General features: G+C 70.3%; 14 protein-coding genes, 1 tRNA gene and 1 rRNA gene. 13 read left to right on the top strand and 3 right to left on the bottom strand.

Features of this window, described 5'->3' with window-relative positions; genetic code table 11:
• The 3 genes from rrf to AB0L21_RS35760 form a co-directional block, all read left to right on the top strand.
• Window positions 1-95: ribosomal RNA gene (rrf, locus tag AB0L21_RS35770) — 5S ribosomal RNA — on the top strand; the annotation flags it as partial.
• 114 nt (window positions 96-209) lie between these two features.
• Complete coding sequence (locus tag AB0L21_RS35765) at window positions 210-872, top strand: DegT/DnrJ/EryC1/StrS family aminotransferase (protein WP_365788346.1); 663 nt, start codon at window positions 210-212, stop codon at window positions 870-872.
• Between the two features lie 84 nt (window positions 873-956).
• A tRNA-Thr gene (locus AB0L21_RS35760) sits at window positions 957-1,032 on the top strand.
• Between the two features lie 44 nt (window positions 1,033-1,076).
• Here AB0L21_RS35760 and AB0L21_RS35755 read toward each other — a convergent pair.
• On the bottom strand, window positions 1,077-3,836 hold the full coding sequence (locus AB0L21_RS35755) for a SpoIIE family protein phosphatase (protein ID WP_365788343.1): 2,760 nt from the start codon (window positions 3,834-3,836) through the stop codon (window positions 1,077-1,079).
• Window positions 3,837-4,246: 410 nt separating this feature from the next.
• On the opposite strand from AB0L21_RS35755, the gene AB0L21_RS35750 reads away from it, so the two are divergent.
• The 10 genes from AB0L21_RS35750 (at window position 4,247) to AB0L21_RS35705 (ending at window position 19,227) form a co-directional block, all read left to right on the top strand.
• Window positions 4,247-9,706, top strand: coding sequence for a HAMP domain-containing protein (locus AB0L21_RS35750; protein WP_365709523.1), 5,460 nt, complete (start codon window positions 4,247-4,249; stop codon window positions 9,704-9,706).
• Between the two features lie 293 nt (window positions 9,707-9,999).
• Window positions 10,000-10,680, top strand: a complete 681-nt coding sequence (locus AB0L21_RS35745) for a response regulator (RefSeq protein ID WP_132792470.1) — start codon at window positions 10,000-10,002, stop codon at window positions 10,678-10,680.
• 157 nt (window positions 10,681-10,837) lie between these two features.
• On the top strand, window positions 10,838-13,582 hold the full coding sequence (locus AB0L21_RS35740) for a DNA translocase FtsK (RefSeq protein ID WP_365709521.1): 2,745 nt from the start codon (window positions 10,838-10,840) through the stop codon (window positions 13,580-13,582).
• 281 nt (window positions 13,583-13,863) lie between these two features.
• On the top strand, window positions 13,864-14,706 hold the full coding sequence (locus tag AB0L21_RS35735; protein ID WP_365788342.1) for a RodZ domain-containing protein: 843 nt from the start codon (window positions 13,864-13,866) through the stop codon (window positions 14,704-14,706).
• Window positions 14,707-14,802: 96 nt separating this feature from the next.
• Window positions 14,803-16,275: a 30S ribosomal protein S12 methylthiotransferase RimO gene (gene rimO / locus AB0L21_RS35730; RefSeq protein WP_365788341.1), complete on the top strand. Its 1,473-nt coding sequence runs from the start codon at window positions 14,803-14,805 to the stop codon at window positions 16,273-16,275.
• On the top strand, window positions 16,272-17,042 hold the full coding sequence (gene pgsA, locus AB0L21_RS35725; RefSeq protein WP_365788340.1) for a CDP-diacylglycerol--glycerol-3-phosphate 3-phosphatidyltransferase: 771 nt from the start codon (window positions 16,272-16,274) through the stop codon (window positions 17,040-17,042). The genes rimO and pgsA overlap by 4 nt, the downstream gene beginning before the upstream one ends.
• A complete protein-coding gene (locus AB0L21_RS35720) occupies window positions 17,039-17,584 on the top strand; it encodes a CinA family protein (RefSeq protein WP_365788339.1) in 546 nt (181 codons plus the stop codon). The genes pgsA and AB0L21_RS35720 overlap by 4 nt, the downstream gene beginning before the upstream one ends.
• Before the next feature lie 109 nt (window positions 17,585-17,693).
• Window positions 17,694-18,068, top strand: coding sequence for a helix-turn-helix transcriptional regulator (locus AB0L21_RS35715; RefSeq protein ID WP_014675397.1), 375 nt, complete (start codon window positions 17,694-17,696; stop codon window positions 18,066-18,068).
• A 257-nt stretch (window positions 18,069-18,325) separates the two neighbouring features.
• On the top strand, window positions 18,326-18,796 hold the full coding sequence (locus AB0L21_RS35710) for a DNA starvation/stationary phase protection protein (RefSeq protein WP_365788338.1): 471 nt from the start codon (window positions 18,326-18,328) through the stop codon (window positions 18,794-18,796).
• Between the two features lie 152 nt (window positions 18,797-18,948).
• Window positions 18,949-19,227, top strand: a complete 279-nt coding sequence (locus AB0L21_RS35705) for a hypothetical protein (protein ID WP_365709508.1) — start codon at window positions 18,949-18,951, stop codon at window positions 19,225-19,227.
• Here AB0L21_RS35705 and AB0L21_RS35700 read toward each other — a convergent pair.
• Together AB0L21_RS35700 and AB0L21_RS35695 are read right to left on the bottom strand one after the other, a co-directional pair.
• The gene (locus AB0L21_RS35700) at window positions 19,175-19,939 is read right to left on the bottom strand and encodes an SDR family NAD(P)-dependent oxidoreductase (protein WP_365709506.1); all 765 of its coding nucleotides are present in this window, start codon (window positions 19,937-19,939) and stop codon (window positions 19,175-19,177) included. The genes AB0L21_RS35705 and AB0L21_RS35700 overlap by 53 nt on opposite strands.
• Before the next feature lie 88 nt (window positions 19,940-20,027).
• Entirely contained in the window at window positions 20,028-20,873 is an 846-nt protein-coding gene (locus tag AB0L21_RS35695; protein WP_365788337.1) for a DNA-formamidopyrimidine glycosylase family protein, read from the bottom strand.
• Between the last annotated feature and the right edge of the window lie 128 nt (window positions 20,874-21,001).

Below are 21,001 nucleotides of genomic sequence, written 5' to 3'. Positions count from 1 at the left end.
AAACGCCCGGTTACATTCCGAACCCGGAAGCTAAGCCTCACAGCGCCGATGGTACTGCAGGGGGGACCCTGTGGGAGAGTAGGACGCCGCCGAACAAATTTTGAAAAGGTCGGATCCTGAACTTCGGTTCGGGGTCCGGCCTTTTTCTGTTGTGCGTAACGTGTCGTTCACGTTGCGAGCCCAGCATCGCAGACATGGGAACTGCAGCAATGCTCAGGGCCGCCGGCGTGGGAGTCGGTGACGAGGTCGTCGTACCGGCCTTCGGGAACGTCGAGGTCGCCGAGGCGGTGACCCTGGCGGGCGCGCTCCCGGTGTTCGCGGACATAGATCCCGTGACCTACTGCCTCGACCCGGACGCGGTCGAGGCGGCCGTAACCGCCCGTACGGCCGCGGTGGTTGTCGTCCACCGCTTCGGACGGCGGGCCGACATCGCGCGGTTGCACGCGCTCGGGCAGCGGCACGGACTGCTGGTGCTGGAGCAGGGCGAGTACGAGACGCCGTACGACGAGATAGCGCAGCGCAGGCAGCAGGCCGCTTATCTCGACGCCAAGTTGAAGGGCGTACGGACGCCGGACGGCGGGGACGGGCACACCTATCAGCAGTACGTCGTGCGCGTTCCGGGGAACGGCCGGCCGGACCGGGACGCCTTCGCGCGGGCCGTGCGGGCCAAGGGAATTGAGTGCCGCGTGCCGGTGAAGACACCCGTGCACCGGCTGCCGGAGTTCCGTCGGTGCGTGTCGTTGCCGCAGACCGAGCTGGCCGCCGACGAAACCCTCGCGCTGCCCGTGGACGCCGCGCTCACCAAACGGGAGATGCACCGCATCGTGTCCGCCTGCAACGCCCTGGGCGGTCTGCTTCAGTCCGCCTTCTGACCGGGCTCGGCACGAATTTGGGAACTCGGGCCTGCTCGGGGTACAGTTTCTTCGTCGCCGCGAGGGAAACCTCGAAAACGACAGGCCCCTATAGCTCAGTCGGCAGAGCGTCTCCATGGTAAGGAGAAGGTCAACGGTTCGATTCCGTTTGGGGGCTCCAGCAAAAAGGCCCCACCCTCCGGGGTGGGGCCTTTTCGTGCTTCCTCAGGCCTCCTTGTGGATTCCCGGGACCCGCATCGCCAGAATCGCCATGTCGTCGGACGGGGCGTCGGAGGCGAAACGCTCCACCGCGCGCATGATGCGTGCCGCGACCGCGCCCGCCGTCAGACCCGTGCACGTCGTGAGGACGTCGGCGAGACCGTCGTCGCCCAGCATGCGCGAGCCCTCCCGGCGTTCGGTGACGCCGTCCGTGACGCAGAGCAGCACGTCACCCGGGTCGAGGGTGACCGTCTCCTCGTACAGCTCCAGGTCCTCGATGACGCCCAGCAGCGGCTGCGGTTCGGCCGCGGCGACCACCGTGCCGTCCTGGCGCAGGCGCAGCGGGAGCGGGTGACCGGCGCAGACGACCTTCAGCTCGGCGCTGCCGTCCTCCTGCGGGCGCAGCTCGCCGTAGAGGAGGGTCAGGAAACGGCTGCGGTCGCCCTCGTCGAGGATCGCGGAGTTCAGGCGCTCCAGCACGGCCGGGCCGGACAGGCCCTCGCGGGCCAGCAGGCGCAGGGCGTGCCGGGCCAGGCCGGTGACCGCCGCCGCGTTGGGGCCCGTACCGCAGACGTCGCCGATGGCGAAGCCGTACGCGCCGTCGCCGATGGGGAAGAGGTCGTAGAAGTCACCGCCGACCTCGTTGCCCTCGCCGGCCGCGCGGTAGATGACCTCGACCTCCACGCCGTCGATCTGCGGCAGGCCCGGCGGGAGCAGGCTGCGCTGGAGGGACTGGCTGATGGCCGTGCGCTCCGAGTACAGGCGGGCGTTGTCCAGGGCGAGGGCGGCCCGGCGGCTCAAGTCCTCGGCGAGTTCCAGGATTTCCTGGCGGAAGTGCTCGTCGGTGGGCTTGCCGAGGGTCAGCATGCCGATGACCCGGTTGCGGGCGACGAGCGGCAGGACGACCGTCTCGCCGCCGACCGCGGAGGCCGTCGCGAGCGTCGGGCCGATGCCGGAGGCCACCTGGTGCGTGGGGCCGCCGGCCAGGCCCAGGCTGCGCATGGACGTGCGCAGGGCGGCCTGGTGGGCGATCTCGCCGGGGGTCGTCCACACGCGGGCGCCGGGCGTCGGCACCGGGTCCGGCGGGGGAACCTTCGACAGCAACGACTTGATGCCGTCGATGAGTTCCTCGTCCTCGTGCAGGACGTACGACAGGTAGGGCTCGGAGGCCTGGTCGGCGATCGTGTAGACCGCGCACCAGGTGGCCAGCGTCGGGACCGTCATCTGGGCCATCAGGGCGAGGGTCTGGTCCCGGTCCAGGGTGCCGGCGAGCAGGTCGGAGGCCTCGACCAGGAAGCTCAGGGAGCCACGCCGCAGCCGTTCCAGCTCGCCGAGGCGGGCCGACTCGACGGCCAGGGCGATGCGGTCGGCGGCGAACTGCAGGCGCAGCGCCTCCTCGTTGGTGTACCGGCCGGGTGCCTCCGCCGCGACGCCGAGGGAGCCGGTGAGGCGGCCCTCGACCTTGAGCGGGACGGTGACGACGGAGCGCATGCCGGTTCCGGCGAGCAGGGGTACGGCCCCGGGGACGGCGGCGAGGTCGTCGTGGACGGCCGGCATGCGGGCGGAGCCGTAGCGGCCGGGGCCCGCCTCGACGGGCACGCGCGCGAAGCGCTGGCGGGCGGAGGGCAGGCCCGTGGAGGCACGGACCTCCAGTTCCGTCTCGTCGTCGGTGGCGAGCAGGAGGAACGCGGAGTCGCCGTCGAGCATGTCGCGGGCGCGTTCCACCGTGCGCTGGAGGAGGCCGTCGAGGTCGTCCGGGGCGGGGGAGCCGATGAACACCTCGAACGGATCGGTGCTCTGTCCGTCGGCGGACGGGGCCGGGTCGGTGGCCGGGACGCGGGACGGGGTCTGCAGGACGGCGCGCTCGTGGTCGCGGACGAGGAGGCAGACGGTGGAGGGTTCGCCGCCGGTGTCGCGGACCCTGAGGTGAGAGGCGTACACCTGGGCCACGCGGCCGTCGGCACCGCGGATGCCGTAGGTGCCCTCCCAGCGGGAGAGCTGGAGGGCCTCGGCGATGCCGGTGCCGGTGCCCGGGGTGTGCGGCCAGGCGGCCAGGTCGGTGAGGGGCTTGCCGATGACGTCGGACGCCGGGTGGCCGAACAGTTCCTCGGCGTCCTCGTTCCAGGCGCTGATGCCGCCCTTCCGGTCGACCTGGAGGACGGCGACGCGGACGCGGCCGTCGGCCAGCGGGAGCAGGTCGGCGGGCAGGGCCGGGCCGGCGGTGCGGGTGCCGACGGGGCGTTCGGGCAGGTTGAGCTGGAACCAGACGTTCTTGTGGGTGGGGGTGTAGTCCACGCCCCAGCGGGTGGCCAGGGCCGCGCAGAGCTGGAGGCCGCGGCCGCCCTCGCGGTCGGGGCTGCTCATGGCGACGGCGGAACTCTGGAGCGGAACCTCGCGCTCCGGGTAGCGGTCGGAGACCTCGATGCGCACGCCGTCCTCGGTGCGCAGGCACAGCACCTCCGCGTGCGTGCCCGCGTGGACGACGGCGTTGGTCACCAGCTCGCTGGTGAGGACCACCGCGTCGTCGACGATGTCGGCGAACCCCCAGCCCTGGAGGGTGTCGCGGACGAAGGACCGGGCGGTCGCGACCGATCGTCCGACGGGCTCGAAACTGGCAGCCGCGCGCGCGGTGATCACAGAACTCCTCGGCCGGTCGTCGACATGCAGGGCTGCGTGGCCGGCCGGCTCGCTCCGCTGCTGCGGCATCAGCTCGCCCGTCGGCTGTGGCTCCGGGGGCTGTCCCCCGGGGATCAGTCCGGTGGTCATGGTGTCCGGCCGCCCCTCCGATGCCCGCTCGTACTCGTGCCACCGCCCAGACCGGTCGGACCGGTGCGGCTGGACAGCCGCATGCAAGGTTACTTACCTTCGCGGTCCGAGCGGAGGCCGGTCGCCGGTGTTTACGCCCCCAGGGTGTGCGGACGATGTGCGAAGCTGCCGAACTGTTATGGCCGGGTTCGGCCGGGGTGAAACACTGGGCAAGCTTCTGACGAAGGTCGGGTCGGGCTGCGTGCGTTCCGTGTACGGCGGGCAGCAGCCCCTGGTGTGGCCGGATCTCGTCTGGCAGAAATACGCAGCAGTAACCGGTACGCGGAAGTAACCGGTATGCCGATGACCGGCAGGCCGGGCCGAAGCGGCCGAGCACAGCAGTAACGGTCTACCCCTCCGGGAGGGACACAGTGGAGTCTGGCGCGGCGACGCGAGGCACGAAGACGCGCGCGAAAGGCGAATCGTCCCTGGGCAGGAGCGGCGGCACCACCACAGTGGACACGGCTGCCCTGAACCGGCTGCTGGCGGCTCTCGGGGCGATGCGCGACGGGAACTTCCGCAAGCGGCTCACGGTCTCCGGGGACGGCGTGATGTCGGAGATCGCGGCCGTCTTCAACGAGGTGGCCGACCGGAACCTGCATCTGACCGGTGAGCTGTCACGGGTGCGGCGCATGGTGGGGCGTGAGGGAAAACTCACGGAGCGGCTGGAGACGGGGGCCTGTGAGGGCTCCTGGGCGACGGCCATCGACAACTCCAACGCGCTGGTGGACGATCTGGTCCGGCCGGTCTCGGAGGTCAGCCGGGTGCTCACGGCGGTCGCCGAGGGCGATCTGTCGCCGCGGATGGAGTTGCGGACGCAGGCACCGGACGGCGGTACGGGGCATCCGTTGCGGGGTGAGTTCCTGAAGGTCGGCCGTACCGTCAACAACCTGGTCGACCAGTTGTCGACGTTCACGGACGAGGTCACGCGCGTGGCCAGCGAGGTCGGCACCGAGGGCAAGCTCGGCGGGCAGGCCCGGGTGCGCGGTATGTCCGGTTCGTGGAAGGACCTGACCGAGTCCGTCAACACCATGGCGGACCGGTTGACCGCCCAGGTGCGGGACATCGCCCTGGTGACCACGGCGGTCGCCAAGGGTGACCTGTCCCGCAAGGTGACCGTCCATGTCGCCGGCGAGATGCTGGAGCTGAAGAACACCGTCAACACGATGGTGGACCAGCTGTCGGCCTTCTCCTCCGAGGTCACGCGGGTGGCCCGGGAGGTGGGCACCGAGGGCATCCTGGGCGGCCGGGCGCAGGTGCCCGAGGTGGCCGGCGTGTGGAAGGAGCTGACCGACTCCGTCAACACGATGGCGGGCAACCTGACCGCACAGGTGCGTGGGATCTCTCAGGTGACGACCGCTGTCGCCAACGGTGATCTGTCGCAGAAGGTGACGGTTCCCGCGCGCGGTGAGGTGGCGCAGCTCGCCGAGACGATCAACCAGATGACCGAGACGCTGCGGATCTTCGCGGACGAGGTCACGCGGGTGGCGAACGAGGTCGGCGCGGAGGGGCGGCTCGGCGGGCAGGCCAACGTGCCGGGCGCGGCGGGGACGTGGAAGGACCTGACGGACTCCGTCAACACGGTGTTCCGGAACCTGACCACGCAGGTGCGGGACATCGCCGCGGTGACGACCGCGGTGGCCAGCGGTGACCTGTCGCAGAAGGTCACCGTGGACGTGGCCGGCGAGATGCTGGAGCTGAAGAACACCGTCAACGGCATGGTGGACCAGCTGTCGGCGTTCGGTGCCGAGGTGACGCGGGTCGCACGGGAGATCGGCGTCGAGGGTGAGCTGGGCGGCCAGGCGCAGGTGCCGGGGGCGGCCGGCACGTGGAAGGACCTGACGGACTCCGTCAACACCGCGTTCCGCAACCTCACCGGGCAGGTGCGCAACATCGCCCAGGTGACCACGGCGGTGGCCAACGGCGACCTGTCGCAGAAGGTCACCGTGGACGTGTCCGGTGAGATGCTCCAGCTGAAGAACACCGTGAACACGATGGTGGACCAGCTGTCGAGCTTCGCCGACCAGGTCACGCGGATGGCCCGGGACGTGGGTACGGAGGGCCGGCTGGGCGGTCAGGCCCGGGTGGACGGCGTCTCCGGTACGTGGAAGGAGCTGACGGACTCCGTCAACTTCATGGCCGGCAACCTGACGTCGCAGGTGCGGCAGATCGCCCAGGTGACGACGGCCGTGGCGCGCGGTGACCTGTCCCAGAAGATCGACGTCGACGCGCGCGGTGAGATCCTCGAGCTGAAGAACACGATCAACACGATGGTCGATCAGCTGTCCGCCTTCGCCGACCAGGTGACCCGGGTCGCGCGGGACGTGGGTACGGAGGGCCGCCTGGGCGGCCAGGCGCAGGTGCCCGGTGTGGCCGGTGTGTGGCGGGACCTGACCGACTCCGTGAACGGCATGGCCGGCAACCTCACGGCCCAGGTGCGCAACATCGCGCAGGTCGCCACCGCCGTGGCGCGCGGTGACCTGTCCCAGAAGATCACCGTGGACGCGCGCGGGGAGATCCTGGAGCTGAAGAACACGCTGAACACGATGGTCGACCAGCTGTCGTCGTTCGCCCAGGAGGTCACGCGGGTGGCCCGTGAGGTGGGTACGGAGGGCATCCTCGGCGGTCAGGCCGAGGTGCAGGGTGTCTCCGGCACCTGGAAGGACCTCACGCAGTCGGTGAACTTCATGGCGAACAATCTGACGATCCAGGTGCGCAACATCGCCGAGGTGACGACGGCGGTCGCCAAGGGTGACCTGTCGAAGAAGATCACTGTTGACGCGAAGGGCGAGATCCTGGAGCTCGTCACGACGGTCAACACGATGGTCGACCAGCTGTCGAGCTTCGCCGAGCAGGTGACCCGGGTGGCCCGTGAGGTGGGTACCGAGGGCATCCTGGGCGGCCAGGCGCACGTACCGGGTGTCACGGGCATCTGGAAGGACCTCAGCAACAACGTCAACCTGATGGCCAACAACCTGACCATGCAGGTGCGGAACATCTCCCAGGTGGCCGCGGCCGTCGCCAACGGTGACCTGACGCGGCAGGTGACGATCGAGGCGCGCGGTGAGGTCGCGCAGCTCGCCGACACCATCAACACCATGGTGAAGACGCTGAGTTCGTTCGCCGACCAGGTCACCAAGGTGGCCCGTGAGGTGGGCACGGACGGCATCCTCGGTGGCCAGGCGCACGTGCCGGGTGTGGCCGGCACCTGGAAGGACCTCACCGAGTCGGTGAACCAGATGGCGTCCAACCTGACCGGTCAGGTGCGCAACATCGCCATGGTCACCACGGCCATCGCCAAGGGTGACCTGACGAAGAAGATCGACATTGACGCTCGCGGCGAGATCCTTGAGCTGAAGACGACGATCAACACGATGGTCGACCAGCTGTCCAGCTTCGCCGAGGAGGTCACCCGGGTGGCCCGTGAGGTGGGTACGGAAGGACAGCTGGGCGGTCAGGCACGCGTGCGTGACGTCGACGGCACCTGGCGGGACCTCACCGAGTCCGTGAACGAGATGGCCGGGAACCTGACCCGGCAGGTGCGGGCCATCGCGCGCGTGGCGACCGCGGTGACCCGCGGCGACCTGAACCTGAAGATCGACGTGGACGCGTCCGGCGAGATCCAGGAGCTCCAGGACTACATCAACAAGATGATCGCCAACCTGCGCGACACCACGATCGCCAACAAGGAGCAGGACTGGCTCAAGGGCAACCTGGCCCGGATCTCCGCCCTCATGCAGGGCCGCCGGGACCTGGAGGACGTGGCCTCGCTGATCATGAGCGAGCTGACGCCTGTGGTGTCCGCGCAGCACGGCGCGTTCTTCGTGGCGATGCCGCTCATGGAGGGCAAGGGCGTCGGCAACGGCGAGGACGACTACGAGCTGCGGATGCTGGGCTCGTACGGCTACTCGATGGGCTCCATGCCGACGGCGTTCCGGCCCGGTGAGGCGCTGGTCGGTACGGCCGCGCAGGAGAAGCGCACGATCCTGGTGTCGGACGCGCCGAGCGGCTATCTGAAGATCTCCTCCGGGCTCGGCGAGGCGCCGCCCGCGCAGGTCATCGTGTTGCCGGTGCTGTTCGAGGGCAAGGTGCTCGGCGTGATCGAGCTGGCGTCCTTCACGCCGTTCACGCAGATCCAGAAGGACTTCCTCAACCAGATCGCCGAGATGATCGCGACCAGCGTCAACACCATCTCGGTCAACACCAAGACCGAACAGCTGCTCAAGCAGTCGCAGGAGCTGACCGAGCAGCTGCGGGAGCGGTCGGCCGAGCTGGAGAACCGGCAGAAGGCGCTGCAGGCCTCCAACGCCGAACTGGAGGAGAAGGCCGAGCTGCTGGCCCGGCAGAACCGGGACATCGAGGTGAAGAACACCGAGATCGAGGAGGCCCGGCAGGTCCTGGAGGAGCGTGCCGAGCAGCTCGCGGTCTCGATGCGCTACAAGAGCGAGTTCCTCGCCAACATGTCGCACGAGCTGCGCACCCCGCTCAACTCGCTGCTGATCCTGGCGAAGCTGCTCGCCGACAACGCCGAGGGCAACCTCTCGCCCAAGCAGGTCGAGTTCGCCGAGACCATCCACGGCGCCGGCTCCGACCTGCTCCAGCTGATCAACGACATCCTCGACCTGTCGAAGGTCGAGGCGGGCAAGATGGACGTCTCCCCGACGCGGATCGCGCTCGTCCAGCTGGTGGACTACGTGGAGGCCACCTTCCGGCCGCTGACCGCGGAGAAGGGCCTGGATCTGTCCGTACGGGTCTCCCCGGAGCTGCCGGCGACCCTGCACACCGATGAACAGCGGCTGCTGCAGGTGCTGCGGAACCTGCTGTCCAACGCGGTGAAGTTCACCGACTCCGGGTCGGTGGAGCTGGTGATCCGGCCCGCCGGCGCGAGTGTGCCGCAGTCCATCCGGGAGCAGCTGCTGGAGGCCGGTTCGCTGCGCGATCCGGACGGCGAGCTGATCGCGTTCTCGGTGACCGACACCGGTATCGGCATCGCGGCCAGCAAGATGCGGGTGATCTTCGAGGCGTTCAAGCAGGCGGACGGCACTACCAGCCGCAAGTACGGCGGCACCGGCCTCGGCCTGTCGATCTCGCGGGAGATCGCGCAGCTGCTCGGCGGTGAGATCCACGCGCAGAGCGAACCGGGCCGTGGTTCGACGTTCACGCTCTACCTGCCGCTGCACCCGAGCGAACTGCCGCCGCAGGGCTACCAGCAGTCCGTGGCCGCGCTGGAGGCCGGTGATCTGGTCGCCTCCGAGGCGCATCTGTCCTCGGAGCTGTCCGCGGTGGAGATCGAGACGCCGGCCGAGGTGAAGTCGTACCAGGAGACGCAGAACGGCCCCGCGGCGCTCTTCAGGCGCCGGCGGCGGAGCCTGCCGGAGGACGGGCAGCGGTCCGGGCAGTGGACGGCGGTGCCGGAGCAGGAGCGGTCGCCGCAGCGGGGCCGCGCGGTGCGGTTCGGCGGCGAGAAGGTGCTGATCGTCGACGACGACATCCGCAATGTGTTCGCGCTGACCAGCGTCCTGGAGCAGCACGGCCTGTCGGTGCTGTACGCGGAGAACGGCCGCGAGGGCATCGAGGTGCTGGAGCAGCACGACGACGTGGCGGTCGTCCTGATGGACATCATGATGCCCGAGATGGACGGGTACGCGACGACCACGGCGATCCGCAGGATGCCGCAGTTCGCGGGGCTGCCGATCATCGCGCTCACCGCGAAGGCGATGAAGGGCGACCGGGAGAAGGCGATCGAGTCGGGCGCCTCCGACTATGTCACCAAGCCGGTCGATCCTGATCACCTGCTGTCGGTGATGCGTCAGTGGATGACCTCGGAGTGAGCGCGGGGTGACCATGGTGAGCGGATCGGACGGATGTGCGGTGAAGCCGGGGGAACCTCCGGCGGACGCGGGGAGTTGCTGCATGATGAAGGCCGGGAACGCGGAGGAATCCCGGATTCCGGGAACCGTCCGGGGTCTCGCCGCGTTTCCGCTATGTGCACAGTGACATCGCGGTGACAGGGTGTGGCGACAGGCGGGGTGCGGCTACGATGACCGGCACAAGGACGGGCGGCGAAAGGGAGTCGTCCCCTGGGGCGGCGCCCGGTGTACCGCCGGGGCGAGGAGGGCGGGCCATGGTGCAGAAGGCCAAGATCCTCCTGGTCGATGACCGGCCGGAGAATCTGCTGGCGCTGGAGGCCATCCTCTCTGCGCTCGATCAGACACTGGTGCGGGCATCGAGCGGGGAGGAAGCGCTCAAAGCGCTGCTCACGGACGATTTCGCGGTCATTCTGCTGGACGTCCAGATGCCGGGCATGGACGGGTTCGAGACCGCCGCGCACATCAAGCGGCGCGAGCGCACCCGGGACATCCCGATCATCTTCCTCACGGCGATCAACCACGGCCCGCATCACACCTTCCGGGGGTACGCGGCGGGCGCGGTGGACTACATCAGCAAGCCGTTCGACCCGTGGGTGCTGCGCGCGAAGGTCTCGGTCTTCGTCGAGCTGTACATGAAGAACTGCCAGTTGCGGGAGCAGGCGGCGCTGCTGCGGCTCCAGTTGGAGGGCGGCGGCAAGGGCGGAGCCGCCGGCAAGGAGCCGGCCGGGCTCCTCGCCGAGCTGTCCGCGCGGCTCGCGGCCGTCGAGGAGCAGGCGGAGGCGCTGTCCAAGCAGCTGGACGACGACTCCGCGGACGCGGCAGCGGTGGCCACGGCGGCCCACCTGGAGCGCAAACTCACCGGGTTGCGCCGCGCGCTGGACGCCCTGGAGCCGGGCGCGGGCGGCGCCGGTGCCTCGGTGCCCTCGCAGAACTGACGTACCGGCAGCACTGACGTACAGGCAGAACTGACGTACGCCGCGATTGCGGTCGTGGATGAGTGTGCGTCAGTTCCGGGCCCCGGCAGGCACGACACGAACGGGTGAAGCTGTGGGCACACGTGTCCGCTGTCGTCTCCCCCGGTAACCTCACAGCATGGCCTCACGTCCCTCCGCAGCCAAGAAGCAGCCCGCCAAGAAGGCGGCGGCTCCCGCGAAGGCTCCGGCGAAGAAGGCCGCCCCGAAGAAAGCCCCGGCCAAGAAGGCACCCGCCAAGAAGGCACCGGCGAAGAAGGCCGCGCCCGCGAGGCCGGCGCCCAGCCCGACCGGGGGCCTGTACCGGCTCGTACGCGCCCTCTGGCTCGGCCTGGCGCACGCCGTCGGCGCCGTCTTCCGCGGCATAGGGCAGGGCGCGAAGAACCTCGACCCGGCCCACCGCAAGGACGGCGTCGCGCTGCTGCTGCTCGGCATCGCCCTGATCGTCGCCGCCGGTACCTGGGCGGACCTGCGGGGCCCCGTCGGCGACCTGGTCGAGATCCTGGTCACCGGCGCCTTCGGCCGGCTCGACCTGCTGGTGCCGATACTGCTCGCGGTGATCGCCGTACGGTTCATCCGGCACCCGGAACAGCCGGAGGCCAACGGACGGATCGTGATCGGTCTGTCCGCGCTCGTCGTCGGCGTGCTCGGCCAGGTCCACATCGCCTGCGGCTCGCCCGCGCGCAGCGACGGCATGCAGGGCATAAGGGATGCCGGCGGCCTCGTCGGCTGGGCGGCGGCCACCCCGCTGACGTACACCATGACCGAGGTGCTCGCCGTACCGCTGCTGGTGCTGCTGACCGTCTTCGGACTGCTCGTGGTGACCGCCACCCCGGTCAACGCCATCCCGCAGCGGCTGCGGACGCTCGGCGTGCACCTGGGCGTGCTGCGCGACCCGGAGGAGGACCAGTTCGGGGAGGAGTACTACGACGAGCAGTGGCGCGAGGCGACGCCCGCGCGCCCCCGCAGACGCTCCGCCGCCCCGCAGGCGTACGACCCCGGCAGCGCCGAGGAGGAGGCCCTCTCGCAGCGCCGCGGGCGCCCCAGGCGCTCCGCGGTGCCCCAGCCGGACCTGCAGCGGCAGATGGACGCCGTGGACGTCGCGGCGGCGGCCGCCGCCGCCCTCGACGGCGCCGTCCTGCACGGCATGCCGCCGTCCCCGCTCGTCGCCGACCTCACCCAGGGGGTGAGCCCGGGTGAGCGCGAGGACACCACCCCGGTGCCCGCGCCGGCGCCCGACGCCGAACCCGCTCCCGCTCCCGCGCCGGTCCCGGCGGCCCGCCCCAAGCAGGAGAAGCTGACGACCGGTTCCGTCCCGGACCTGACCAAGAAGGCCCCCGAGGAGCCGCGCGAGCTGCCCGCGCGGGCGGAGCAGCTCCAGCTGTCCGGCGACATCACCTACGCGCTGCCCTCCCTGGACCTGCTCCAGCGCGGCGGCCCCGGCAAGGCCCGCAGCGCGGCCAACGACGCCGTCGTCGCCTCGCTCACCCAGGTCTTCACCGAGTTCAAGGTCGACGCGCGCGTCACCGGCTTCACCCGCGGCCCCACGGTCACCCGCTACGAGGTCGAACTCGGCCCCGCCGTGAAGGTCGAACGGATCACCGCGCTGACCAAGAACATCGCGTACGCGGTGGCCAGCCCGGACGTGCGCATCATCAGCCCGATCCCCGGCAAGTCCGCGGTCGGCATCGAGATCCCGAACACCGACCGGGAGATGGTCAACCTCGGCGACGTACTGCGTCTCGCGGAGTCGGCGGAGGACGACGACCCGATGCTGGTCGCCTTCGGCAAGGACGTCGAGGGCGGGTACGTCATGCACTCGCTGGCGAAGATGCCGCACATGCTGGTCGCCGGCGCCACCGGCTCCGGCAAGTCGTCCTGCATCAACTGCCTGATCACCTCGGTCATGATGCGGGCGACCCCGGAGGACGTCCGGATGATCCTGGTCGACCCCAAGCGCGTCGAGCTGACCGCCTACGAGGGCATCCCGCACCTGATCACGCCGATCATCACCAACCCCAAGCGGGCCGCCGAGGCACTGCAGTGGGTGGTCCGCGAGATGGACCTCAGGTACGACGACCTGGCCGCCTACGGCTACCGGCACATCGACGACTTCAACCGCGCGGTGCGCGAGGGCAAGGTCAAGCCGCCCGAGGGCAGCGAGCGCGAGCTGCAGCCGTACCCGTATCTGCTGGTGATCGTCGACGAGCTGGCCGACCTCATGATGGTCGCCCCGCGGGACGTCGAGGACGCGATCGTGCGCATCACGCAGCTCGCGCGCGCGGCCGGCATCCACCTGGTGCTCGCCACCCAGCGCCCGTCGGTCGACGTGGTCACCGGTCTGATCAAGGCCAACGTCCCCTCCCGGCTGGCCTTCGCCACCTCCTCGCTGGCCGACTCCCGGGTCATCCTCGACCAGCCCGGCGCCGAGAAGCTGATCGGCAAGGGCGACGGCCTGTTCCTGCCGATGGGCGCGAACAAGCCCACCCGCATGCAGGGCGCGTTCGTGACCGAGGAGGAGGTCGCGGCCGTCGTCCGGCACTGCAAGGAGCAGATGACGCCGGTCTTCCGGGACGACGTCACCGTGGGCAGCAAGCAGAAGAAGGAGATCGACGAGGACATCGGCGACGACCTCGACCTGCTGTGCCAGGCGGCCGAGCTGGTCGTCTCCACCCAGTTCGGCTCGACGTCCATGCTCCAGCGCAAGCTGCGCGTCGGCTTCGCCAAGGCCGGACGGCTCATGGACCTCATGGAGTCCCGCAACATCGTGGGGCCGAGCGAGGGCTCCAAGGCGCGTGACGTTCTGGTGAAGCCCGACGAGCTGGACGGCGTGCTCGCCATGATCCGTGGGGAGTCGGAAGGGTGAGGCGCGAAGGGCCGTTCGGCGGACGCGGTTTACGCCGGGTGGCGGGACCGCCGTGACCCACCCGTTAGCGACCGGCGGGCAACCGTTTCCCTTTGTCGTACGTCCAGTTGAGCGAAAGGACAGGTAGGCGCCCCATCATGGGGTACCAGCCTGTCAAACCATCGGATTGTCCGGCCATTCGATGGCGCAGAAATGTCCTACTGTCTGGTTGTCCCACCCTTTTGTACCCTCCCTAGACTGAGCTTCCAGCACAGGTGGCTACACGCTCGAAAGGCGCCCCCGTGTCCATCGGCAACTCCCCTGAAGACGAGCGTCCGTTCCGAGACCAGTCCCAGGAGGCCCGACCCTCCGTGGGCCGCGCGCTGCAGCAGGCGCGGATCGCGGCCGGGCTCACCGTGGACGACGTCAGCAGTGCCACTCGTGTCCGTATCGCCATCGTGCACGCCATCGAGGCGGACGACTTCGCCCCCTGTGGCGGCGATGTCTACGCCCGTGGGCACATCCGCACGCTGGCCAGGGCCGTCCACCTCGATCCCGAGCCGCTGATCGCCCAGTACGACGCCGAGCACGGCGGCCGGCCGGCGCCCACCCCCGCCGCACCCCTGTTCGAGGCGGAGCGGATCCGGCCCGAGCGGCGCGGCCCGAACTGGACCGCCGCGATGGTCGCCGCGATCGTCGTCGTGATCGGGTTCGTCGGGTTCACCGCGTTCAAGGGCGGCGAAGACTCCGGCGACGCGAAGTCGCAGGTCGCCGACGGCCTCACGCCCACCCCCGGCAAGTCCGCCTCGCCCACGCCGAAGAAGGAGAAGCCCGCCGCACCGACCGGCGAGCCCTCCGACAGCGCCATCGCCGCCGCGCCCCAGGACAAGGTCACCGTCCAGGTCAGCGCGCCCAACGGACGCAGCTGGATCTCGGCCAAGGACCACAACGGCCGGATGCTCTTCGACGGGCTGCTGAAGAAGGGCCAGTCCAAGACCTTCCAGGACAGCTCCAAGATCAACCTGATCCTCGGCGACGCGGGCGCGATCGAGCTGTACGTCAACGGCAAGAAGATCGAGGACAACTTCCGGCCCGGCGCGGTGGAGCGCCTCACCTACACGAAGGGCGACCCGGTCGCGGGCTGACGACGGGCCCGGCGGGACGGATGTGTGACGGAGTCGGCCACAATCGGCCAACCCCGTCGACGTGGGCTGTCAGTGAGACAAAGTAGTCTTGAGCCCATGCCTGAACGCCGCACCGTCGCACTCGTCACTCTCGGCTGCGCCCGTAACGAGGTGGATTCCGAGGAGCTCGCAGGCCGTTTGGAGGCGGACGGCTGGCAGCTCGTCGAGGACGCCGCGGACGCCGACGTCGCCGTGGTCAACACCTGTGGCTTCGTGGAGGCCGCCAAGAAGGACTCCGTCGACGCGCTGCTGGAGGCCAATGACCTCAAGGGCCACGGCAGAACCCAGGCCGTCGTGGCGGTGGGCTGCATGGCCGAGCGGTACGGCAAGGAACTGGCCGAGGCGCTGCCCGAGGCCGACGGCGTCCTCGGCTTCGACGACTACACGAACATCTCGGACCGCCTGCAGACCATCCTGTCCGGCGGCGTCCACGCCGCCCACACCCCGCGCGACCGGCGCAAGCTGCTGCCGATCAGCCCCGCCGAGCGCCAGGAGTCGGCAGCGTCCGTCGCGCTGCCCGGGCACGGCCCGGCCGACCTCCCGGAGGGCGTCGCGCCCGCCTCGGGCCCCCGTGCGCCGCTGCGCCGCCGTCTGGACGGCTCCCCGGTCGCCTCGGTCAAGCTCGCCTCGGGCTGCGACCGGCGCTGCTCCTTCTGCGCCATCCCCTCCTTCCGCGGCTCCTTCATCTCCCGCCGCCCCAGCGACGTCCTGAACGAGACCCGCTGGCTGGCCGAGCAGGGTGTGAAGGAGATCATGCTGGTCTCCGAGAACAACACCTCCTACGGCAAGGACCTCGGCGACATCCGCCTGCTGGAGTCCCTGCTGCCGGAGCTGGCCGAGGTCGACGGCATCGAGCGGGTGCGGGTGAGCTACCTCCAGCCGGCCGAGATGCGCCCTGGACTCATCGACGTGCTGACCTCCACCCCGAAGGTCGCCCCGTACTTCGACCTGTCCTTCCAGCACTCCGCGCCCGACGTGCTGCGCGCCATGCGCCGCTTCGGCGACACCGACCGCTTCCTGGAACTGCTCGACACCATCCGGAGCAAGGCCCCCGAGGCCGGTGTGCGCTCCAACTTCATCGTCGGCTTCCCCGGTGAGACCGAGTCCGACCTGGCCGAACTGGAGCGCTTCCTGAACGGCGCCCGGCTGGACGCCATCGGCGTCTTCGGCTACTCGGACGAGGAGGGCACGGAAGCGGCGACGTACGACAACAAGCTGGACGAGGACGTGGTCGCCGAGCGCCTGGCCCACATCTCCCGGCTCGCCGAGGAACTCGTCTCGCAGCGTGCCGAGGAGCGCGTCGGCGAGACCGTCCAGGTCCTGGTGGAGTCCGTGGACGAGGAGGAGGGGGTCTACGGCCGCGGCGCGCACCAGGCGCCGGAGATTGACGGCCAGGTGCTCCTCACGAGCGGCGCGGGTCTGAGCGCCGGACGTATGGTCGAGGCGAAGGTGGTCGGTACCGAGGGTGTCGACCTGGTGGCCGAGCCGCTGACCGGCTCGCTCGCGTGTAGTGAGGAGGCGGGCAGATGACCGGAGTCCCGGCATCCGCCGCGGGCGGCTCCTCCGGTGCGCAGGGCCCCCGGGGCTCCGCCGCCGCTGCCGACGGCGGAACCCCGTCCGAGGTCTCCGGTTCAGATTCGGGTGCGGCCACGGCTCCCGAGGGCGGCAAGTCCCCGCGTGGCGGGAAGATCGCGGCCGCGGCCGTCAACCAGGCGAGCGTCTGGAACGTCGCCAATCTGCTGACGATGCTCCGGCTGGTCCTGGTGCCGGGCTTCGTGGCACTGATGCTGGCCGGCGGCGGCTATGACCCGGCCTGGCGCTCCCTGGCCTGGGCGGCCTTCGCCATCGCCATGATCACCGACCTGTTCGACGGGCATCTGGCGCGCACCTACAACCTGGTCACCGACTTCGGGAAGATCGCCGACCCCATCGCCGACAAGGCGATCATGGGTGCGGCGCTCATCTGTCTGTCCGCCCTCGGCGATCTGCCGTGGTGGGTGACGGCCGTGATCCTCGGCCGGGAACTCGGCATCACCCTGCTGCGTTTTCTGGTCATTCGCTACGGTGTGATCCCCGCCAGCCGGGGCGGCAAGCTGAAGACGCTCACCCAGGGCGTGGCCGTCGGGATGTACGTCCTGGCCCTGACCGGGTGGCTCGCCACCCTGCGCTTCTGGGTGATGGCCGTGGCGGTCGTCCTCACCGTCGTCACGGGCCTCGACTACGTAAGACAAGCCATTGTGCTGCGCCGGCGGGGAATCGCCGAGCGCGCGGCAGCGTTGGAGGAGAAGGAAGCGTGAGTTCCCGGGCCATCGAACTGGTGCGACTACTGACCGTGAGGGGCGAGACCCTTGCCGTCGCGGAGTCGTTGACCGGTGGCCTGGTAGCGGCGGAGATCACCGGGGTACCCGGCGCGTCCCGGGTGTTCCGGGGCTCGATCACCGCCTACGCCACCGAACTGAAGCATGAGCTGCTGGGCGTCGACGCCACCCTGCTGGCCCAGCGCGGAGCGGTGGATCCGCAGGTCGCGGGCCAGATGGCAGCCGGAGTCCGTAAGGCTCTGGGCGCCGACTGGGGCATCGCGACCACCGGGGTCGCCGGCCCCGATCCGCAGGACGGCAAGCCCGTAGGGACGGTCTTCGTGGCCGTCGACGGACCCCTCACCGTCCGGTCCGGTTCTGCCGGTGGCGGAAAAGTCGAGGCTCTGCGGTTGAACGGCAGCCGTGCGGAAATTCGTATGGAGAGTGTACGGAGCGTACTCGCAGCGCTTCTGGAGCAGCTTGCGGGCGAACAGACTGGGAATGAGCGGGCACAGGATACGGAACGGAACGGGGGGTTTTGATGTTTGCAGCCCTGAGTGAACACGACATCGCTCCCCGCACGGCCGCGGCGCAAGGCGGTACGGTGGGGCGAGAAGGATGCGGCTACGCGGTCCGAGGAGGGAGCCACCGATGATTCTGCTCCGTCGCCTGCTGGGTGACGTGCTGCGTCGGCAGCGCCAACGCCAGGGCCGTACTCTGCGCGAAGTCTCCTCGTCCGCCCGAGTCTCACTCGGCTATCTCTCCGAGGTGGAGCGGGGGCAGAAGGAGGCTTCCTCCGAACTGCTCGCCGCCATCTGCGACGCGCTGGACGTACGGATGTCGGAACTCATGCGAGAGGTGAGCGACGAACTGGCGCTCGCCGAACTTGCCCAGTCCGCCAGGGCCACCGAGCCCGTGCCCACGCCGGTCCGGCCGATGCTGGGTTCCGTGTCGGTGACCGGTGTGCCACCGGAACGGGTGACCATCAAGGCGCCCGCGGAAGCGGTGGACGTCGTCGCCGCGTGAGGTTCGCGTACGCGGTCTGACGATCCGAGACGCGTGACGATCCGCTACCGGTGAAGCGGCCTGGGACGGGTGAAGCGATCCGGATACGGATGAAGCGATCGATACGGCTTGAGCCCCGGTCGGCTTCTCCAGGGAGACCTGGGGAGCCGGCCGGGGCTTTTTGCCGCTCTTCGCCCGGTGTGCGCCCGTTTGCCGGTGTCGTGGGGTGCGGTCATCGTGGGAGGGACGTGACGGCGCCTGAACACCGGAGGAAGCGGATGTACGTCGTGAAGAGCCCGTTGGCCGACGGAGACCTGAAGACCGTGTCCGAGGCGCTCCAGGGCGCCCTCGTCGATCTGGTGGACCTCTCCCTGGTGGCCAAGCAGATCCACTGGAACGTCGTCGGCCCGCGCTTCCGCTCCGTCCACCTCCAGCTGGACGAGGTGGTCGACTCCGCCCGCACCCATATGGACACGGTGGCCGAGCGGGCCTCGGCGCTGGGCGTACCGCCCGACGCACGCGCCGGCACGGTGGCCTCCGGCAGCGGCATCAAGACCACCCCGGCCGGGTGGATCAAGGACACGGACGCGGTCGGGGCGATGGTGGAGGCGCTGGGCACGGTGATCATCCGTATGCGGGAGCGGGTGGAGGCGACCGGGAAGCCCGACCCGGTGTCCCAGGACATGTTCATCGGGATCACCGCGGACCTGGAGAAGCATCACTGGATGTTCCAGGCGGAGAACGCGTAAGCGGTGCGGCCGGGGTCGGTGCCCTGCGCGGGAAGGCCGCTGTGAACACCGGACGGGCTGCTTGCCGCCCGGCGCTGCATCAGTGAGCCCTCGGTGCGCCTCCCGCGCGGTCGGGGCGGCGGTCTAGCGTCCGGCTGGAGGTGATGGCGGGCATGGCGGGACGGACAGTGCGCTGGGGACTGGCGCTCGGCCTGGGAGCGGTGTGGTGGTGGGCCGTGCTGCGGCTCGCCGTGGGGGAGGGCTCGGGCGTGCTGGAAGGGGCCGTCGCCGCCGGTGGCTGGGGGCTGAGCCTGCTGCCCGTGCACTGTGTGCCCAAGGGGCGCGCGACCGGCGCCGTACACCCGGGGCGCTGGGTGGCCGCCTGGCGGGCAGGGGACGTCACCAAGGCATCGCCACGCCCCCGTTCGGGCGAAGTATCTGACCCGTCATGAACGCCGACGCGTCCGACGCCAGATACAGCACCGCGTGCGCGACGTCGTCCGGTTCGCCGACCCGGCCCAGCGGGGTCATCCGGGTCATCACGGCCTCCGTGTGCGCCTGTGCCTCTCGGTCGTGCCGGTCGGTCATGGGAGTGCGGATCCAGCCCGGCGCGACGGCGTTGACCCGGATGCCGTGCGGGCCGACCTCGGTGGCCAGCGTCTTGGTCAGCTGCACCACGGCCGCCTTCGCCGCGCCGTAGCAGAGCAGCCCGGCGCCACCCGTGTCCACCGCGCCGGAGGCCATGGTGACGATGCTGCCGCGGGTCCGGTGGGCGAGCATCAGCCGGGCCGCCTCCTGGCAGGCGTGCAGCACACCTTTGAAGTTGACGTCCAGCACCCGGTCGAGATCCTCGTCGCGGGTCTCCAGAACCGGGCTGCTGTGCATGATTCCGGCGATCGCCGCCAGCACGTCCAGCCGGCCGCAGGACCGGACCGCCTCGCCCAGCCGAGCCCCGTCGGTGACGTCGAGGACGTGGATACGGGCCTTGCCGCCGCGGTCCTCGATCAGCGCGGCCGTGCCGTCCAGGCCGTCGGCGTCCCGGTCGGCACAGTGCACCGTCGCACCCGCCTCGGCCAGCAGTACGGCGGAGGCCCGCCCGATGCCACCGGCGGCTCCGGTGACGAAGGCGGTGCGTCCGCTGAGGTCGTACGCGGTGAGGGCCATGGGGGGACGGTACGAGGGTTTCTGACGGTTCGTCAATTGTTGGCGCCGGGGTGCCGGGGTGCCGGGGTGCCGGATAGGGGGTGCTGGGTCAGCTGGTGCGGCGCGGGTACTTGTCGCGCCAGCGTTGGGGCGTGCCGGGTGCGGGGGCGGGGCCGGACTGGCAGGTGGGGCACCAGTAGGTGGGGCGTTCCTGGGTGCCGTCGCCCTGGTCGGCCACCCGCACGGGGGTGTGGCAGCGCAGGCACGGGCGGGGTGCGCGGCCGTAGACGAACAGGTCGTGCCGGTGCAGGCCGGTCGTCTGCCGGACCGGGCGGTCGCGGTTGGTCTCCAGCAGCCGCTTGGCCAGACCGGGCAGCCGCTCGGCGCGGTCCGCGGGGAGCGCCCCGGCCGGCAGCCAGGGGGTCACGCCGAGGAGGAAACAGAGCTCGCTCTTGTAGACGTTGCCGATGCCGGCCAGATTGCGCTGGTCCAGCAGGGCCTCGCCTAGCTCGCGGGCCGGGTCCGCGAGGACGTTGGCCAGGGCGCGCTCGGGGTCCCAGTCCGGGCCGAGCAGGTCGGGGCCGAGGTGGCCGACGACCCGCTCCTCCTCGGTCGTGCGCAGCAGCTCCAGGACCTGCAGCCGGTAGCCGACGGCCGTACGGTCGGCGGTGCCGAGAACGGCCCGGATCTGGTACGCCGGTCCGCCCCGCCAGCGCTCGCCCGTGCCGTACACCTTCCACGTGCCCTCCATGCGCAGGTGGGTGTGCAGGGTGAGGCCGCCCTCGAACCGGGTGAGCAGGTGCTTGCCGCGCGGGATCGTGTTCAGCACCCTGCGACCGGTCAGGTCGACCGTCGCGTACTTCGGCACGCGGAAGTCGCTGCGGGTCAGCGCCTTGCCCGCGAGGGCCTCATGCAGCCGCCGCGCAGCCTGCCAGACCGTGTCACCTTCGGGCATGGGTCAAGGGTGCCATGGTGGGGTGAGGGGGTGAGGGGGTGGAGCGGCGGGGGTGGGAGGGGCGGAGTGTGAGGCGGCGGCTGTGCCGGGGCCGGGCGCGGAATCGCGTGGTGGGGGTGGCGCCGGCC

Origin of the sequence: Streptomyces sp. NPDC052721 (genome assembly GCF_040678315.1) — a bacterium.
Classification (GTDB): domain Bacteria; phylum Actinomycetota; class Actinomycetes; order Streptomycetales; family Streptomycetaceae; genus Streptomyces.
This window is presented reverse-complemented; position numbering and strand designations above follow the sequence as displayed.